The organism is Catenibacterium sp. co_0103, assembly GCF_004168205.1.
Classification (GTDB): domain Bacteria; phylum Bacillota_I; class Bacilli_A; order Erysipelotrichales; family Coprobacillaceae; genus Catenibacterium; species Catenibacterium mitsuoka_A.
Genome location: NZ_RCYB01000120.1, coordinates 1 through 4,934 on the forward strand (window position 1 = coordinate 1; position 4,934 = coordinate 4,934).

At 33.7% G+C, this 4,934-nt stretch carries 4 protein-coding genes and 1 pseudogene; all 5 read right to left on the minus strand.

What is annotated here, in order from left to right; translation table 11 throughout:
• Positions 1-187 (minus strand): annotated as a pseudogene (locus tag EAI80_RS11865) (tRNA wybutosine-synthesizing protein 3-like protein); the annotation flags it as partial.
• Positions 188-919: 732 nt separating this feature from the next.
• Positions 920-2,086, minus strand: a complete 1,167-nt coding sequence (locus tag EAI80_RS11880) for an XRE family transcriptional regulator (protein ID WP_129982207.1) — start codon at positions 2,084-2,086, stop codon at positions 920-922.
• Between the two features lie 330 nt (positions 2,087-2,416).
• Positions 2,417-3,622, minus strand: a complete 1,206-nt coding sequence (locus EAI80_RS11885) for a hypothetical protein (protein WP_129982208.1) — start codon at positions 3,620-3,622, stop codon at positions 2,417-2,419.
• A 170-nt stretch (positions 3,623-3,792) separates the two neighbouring features.
• On the minus strand, positions 3,793-4,215 hold the full coding sequence (locus tag EAI80_RS11890; RefSeq protein WP_003019499.1) for a hypothetical protein: 423 nt from the start codon (positions 4,213-4,215) through the stop codon (positions 3,793-3,795).
• A gap of 186 nt (positions 4,216-4,401) precedes the next feature.
• Positions 4,402-4,686, minus strand: coding sequence for a helix-turn-helix transcriptional regulator (locus tag EAI80_RS11895; RefSeq protein ID WP_192924060.1), 285 nt, complete (start codon positions 4,684-4,686; stop codon positions 4,402-4,404).
• Positions 4,687-4,934: the final 248 nt, after the last annotated feature.

Here is a 4,934-nt window from a genome sequence, read left to right on the forward strand (position 1 = left end):
TCAAGCATAACATCAGTCAGAAGTTCTTCCATTGTCTTTCCCTTTTCAGAAAAATGCTCTTTTACAACAATCTTTGTCTTTCCTCTGTTTCCAATGCCACGCTTGTTATTTTTCTTTTGAATTGTTTTTACAGCATTATCAATAACACATACCCCCTTTCTGTAAAAATAGTTTCTAAGCAATTCAACGGCTTTTGTCATAGCCCACAGGACTTCCACCTCTGCATTATCCAATGTAGCCGTACCCATTGCGTGCGACGCTCTTAACGCGCAAGCTGTGGCTGTACGGGAGTATCATTATCAGACAGAACAGGTCATGGCGATAAAAGAGGACAAGTCTTTTACAAGAACACAGATAGGTTATCGCTCGCTTTTGCAGGGGAAAGGTCATGGCGTATCTGTTTCAACGGCTCGCTGTCTGTCTAAGGTATTGAATTGCTTTATTCAGTTATCAAAGAACACGAAAGAAGAAAATCGTCTTTCCTATATACCGCGTTGGAAAAGAGCAGAAGCGTAACCAATCTTCAAAACTTTTTCTCTTTTCCTGCACCATATAGGGAAAGAAAGTGTCATTCTGCTAAGTTGATGATGAAAAAATTTCTTTTCACACCCTAACTACCTATACAATACCGTTTCTGCCAACTATGGAATGAAAGATTTTCTTTGCTCCATATAGGGAACGGCAACTACCAAATGTTAAGTTGAGAATGAAAAGATTTTCTTCTTTTCGCATAACACTGTCCACTAATCATGAATTTCCGTCATGTTTCTCAAAAAAAGTTTAGATTTTCTCAACTTCCACTCCATATAGGGACAGCAAGCCTCGATTTAATGAGTAATTTTGAAAAAAAGTTAGATTTCCTTTTCTTGCACCATATCTGTACGCTAGTTGATGTTTTGTTGCAGATTTTTTGAAGAAATTAAAAAATACCGTCACTCCCTTGTGGAACAGCGGTATCATTCTCAATCATATCTGCTATGTCTGTTGTCATTTGTTTAATTTTTAATTCCTGCTTTTCTGTTAGTCTTGTATGTCTGTCGATTTCTTCCAGATAATTTGCTCCTGTTTTCTTTTCAATCTCTTTTATCATCAATAAAGAGGGCATGACCTGTCTTTCTAACCAGCGTTTTGTTTTATCCATATTGACAGCAACAGGCGTCATAATAAACGGAAGTGAGGTCGTTACATTATCTAAAAATATATCCCATAAAATATAATCGGGAAAATCTATCTGTGTGAGGATAAGGCTTGCTATGGTCTGTTCGGGATTTCTTGAAAAAACAAGTTGTTCTATCGTTTGTTCTGCTTTTCCATTTTTCAAACGAATTTCAAAGCGGTTCTTAATGTCTGTTTTTATGCCCTTGCTTTTTTGTTCCTTTTCTTTTTCATACAAGCAAAAGTAAATAGAATTACTCTTTGAACCAATATAAAAAGTTTTTGCAGTATCTCCATTTGTACCCGATAATTTTCCGCTGTCTACTGCTTCATGGGTTCTTGAACGTTTCCATACCTTGTTGGCATAATAGCGTTCCCTTAGAATTTCTATATCCAGCAATCCGCCCATATCATTGATTGCTAAATCTATACGTTTAAAAACGCCTTGATAATCTATACAACAGCTTAAAAAGCAATACCAGTCTATCCCTCTTGCCTGTAAAACATATTCCAAGTTCCGACACCCCACACCTCTTAATTCCAATAAAACACCCATAGAACTATCTTTAGAAGCATTTACACTAATATCCCCATAGATATACTGTTCTTCATAACCGAACATTCCGTAATCTTCATGTATAAAATATTCGCTTTTCATTGCCAGTACATTTTTTATAATTTCCAATGCGTCTGTGGTAGGAAAACGAACACGCAGATAGTCAATCGTTAAAGTGAAAGGCTGTGTACAATTACAATAATCAAGATAATGTAGAAGTATATGTTTCATTTCTTTACTAGCTTTTGTTTTTCCGTTTTCAATTTCATTTAGGTTCTGCCTGCTGCTTTGTAGTTCCTGTGCCAGTCGTGATTGCGAATAATCACAGGCATTTCTCTTTTGCTTTAATGCTTCAATAAATTTTATATCATTCATGCTTATTCCTCCAATCAAAAAAGGCATATACTCATAGGAGCATACACCTTGTATCTTATATTTATTTTCTATTGATATGATGTTTTAGACCTGTCGGGTAGAAAGAATAGGGTGTGAAGTGAAATAAGTTCTTATAACCTTATAAATCGTTGCATATCAGCAGTTTTGTATTTGTTTTTGCTCTTGTCTTTTGTAATAGTACCCCCCCTGTTAGATAACGGGGGCTTGATGTTCGCTCGCAAGCTCGCTCAACTGCCGAAGTGAACCAGCCACTAAAAACGGCGGAAAAATCTAAGAGATTTTCCCACCGCCGTGTCTGGATCACTCCGTCTATGCTCTTTTACCGGCTTTGAATATGCAAGTAATATTTCTTGCTTTAAAGTATAGTTCTATTTCTTTTTTTATGTCCTCAATCTCTGCTTGTGGAAAATTAAAATCATCTAGCCAAATCATCATGCTATCATTTTCATCAGGTACTGCTTCAATGATGGCTTTGTAGATATGCGTTTCATCTTTTATTGCAAGAAGATAATCGTACATATGAACATTTTTCATAGCTATCGTATATTTTTTATTATTGTTTTCATCTATCTCATTTAAGTTTTTTTCTTCAAACTTCATTTTGTTATAGGTATACCAAAGCTGCCATATTAAAATTACAACCATAATTATATCGTATATAATCCAAGAACTTCCTAAGCATAGTGGCAGTAAAATGCATAAGATAATGACAAAAGGTATCATCCATAATGTTCTTCTAAATTTACCTTTATAATTCATATTCCAGTAAATAATAGATTTATCTTTTTTATTTGATGTATTTGTTTTTTGCTCTGCTTTTTCAATAACTACTGGGCATATTTTATGTAGCAAATTTGATATTTCTGTTTGACGAAGTTCATCAGCAGTTTGTTTGTCACTAGGAGATAGATATTCTTCACCATTAAAATATATAAACTTAATTTGTTCATAATTCCAAACAGGGCTTTCGTGTAAATAATATATTTTTTCAACTCCGTGTCTTGGAAAAAGACGACCGTTCATAACTACCCAGTTTTCACTAATAAGGACAGGGAAATATTTTCGTAATATATTGTGCTCAAACAATACTTTTTCAAAACATTCACCTTGTAGAGATTCCTTTAATTCCTCTTTTGTTTTGATATGATTTAATACAGGTACGCAGTGATAAGATAATTTAATATATCGCCATATCTTGCGTGCTGTAAAAATAGTGATGAGCCAAAATAAAACTGTGAGGAATATAAATATACCACGAGGATCGTTAATAGTCATAAAGACTCCTCTTACAGCATAAAATAGGCAAAAAAGCCAAATTACTCCTAGTAAAATTTTTTTCAATGGAAAGAATCTAAGCCATTCTATCTTTGTTAAAAAATTTAATTGTGAAGTTTGTAAATTTTCTTTAGCTTTACTGCTTTCATCAGCGATTTTTTCTGTTAGCTGTTTTCTAATATATTGAGGTAAATTAGCAAGTATAAATATCAGTGCAACAGCGATAATACCATACATCATTTCTCATCCATCCTTTTTAAATTAATTTTAACTTCTTTTGATTTTGCTATTTTAACAATTACATTTCCCTTTATATGAAGATATAAATTATCTTTACCTCTGAAACTTCAAATTCTTGTATTACTAACATCAAACAAATTCACATTTTTAGTTCTACAAGCTGGAATTTGTTACTCTTTTGTATCGTAAATAATTTTGCCCGTAAAGTAAATTGAAATGTCCATTTGAACTAAATCTTCTGTTTCTAAGATAGATAAATAACCAGAATACAATACTTGATTATACCCATATAATTCATTTACAATTTCAAAGCTATAGTTTTTGTATCTCTTTATAAAGTGTTCCAGTTCTAATTTCTCACCGTTGAATTTTCCATAGTTTCCCCATTTGCTCTGCAACATCACGCAGGTACAATCAAAATCCACACCTTCGATTGTGATGTTTCCCTCGACCTGTTCAAAAGGTTCTGTAAGTTTTTCATATCCGTCCTCAAATTCAAGTGCTATTGTTTGATCTTGAATTATAATCTTTTTGACTCGCATATCATGCAGACTATATGGAATGGGCGGATTGTGTTTATATTCTGTCCTCATGAGACCTCCCCGTCAAATTCTAATTTATCGTTCTCTATAATATAAATTATATCACGCTAGAAATGAACAGTTATTCTTTTTCAGTTATCTAATGAAAATTTATTAGATATAGAAAAAGACACTATATTTCAAGTGCCATTCTCTTATACACCAGTATTCTGCAAGCAGGTAAACACAGGTTATTCCTTAATATCCTTTTGTTTGGGAAACTCCATTTTCCCATTTAGAGACTGCCTGTCTTGATACACCAAGTGTTTCTGCCACAAATTCCTGAGTCATCTGACATTCCATGCGTTGCTTTTTAATCACACCTCCTAGTGTTTTTACATACTCCTCTTTTTCTTTACGTACAGGCTTTGACTTAATATATTTTCTTAAGGCGAAAATAAGCAAATAAACGACATAGATGATGACACTCCAGATAATAAGTGCAGGTATAAGCGCCATTAATAACATTAATGAAATTTTCATTTTTATTTCCCTCCTCACTTCAAATATAGCTTAATATCGTTAGTTGCACTATCAACTATCAAGCAACTACGAATAATTTAACGTCATTCTATGTTCTTATTAATAAATCAATCTCCTTACAAGGTAAAATAAAAACCGACTGTATTAAAGGGGTCTTTAATTTTTGTGGGGGGTCAGACCTTCGCTCTAAATATTTGGGGGTCTTGGAAACAGCACCTTTAAATCTGTGGGGGTCACACTGTGGCTCC

Bases quoted from the DNA above. Each gene is read 5' to 3' on its own strand.
- EAI80_RS11895 (WP_192924060.1), bottom strand. From the start codon at position 4,686: ATGAAAATTTCATTAATGTTATTAATGGCGCTTATACCTGCACTTATT.
- EAI80_RS11885 (WP_129982208.1), bottom strand. From the start codon at position 3,622: ATGATGTATGGTATTATCGCTGTTGCACTGATATTTATACTTGCTAAT.
- EAI80_RS11880 (WP_129982207.1), bottom strand. From the start codon at position 2,086: ATGAATGATATAAAATTTATTGAAGCATTAAAGCAAAAGAGAAATGCC.
- EAI80_RS11890 (WP_003019499.1), bottom strand. From the start codon at position 4,215: ATGAGGACAGAATATAAACACAATCCGCCCATTCCATATAGTCTGCAT.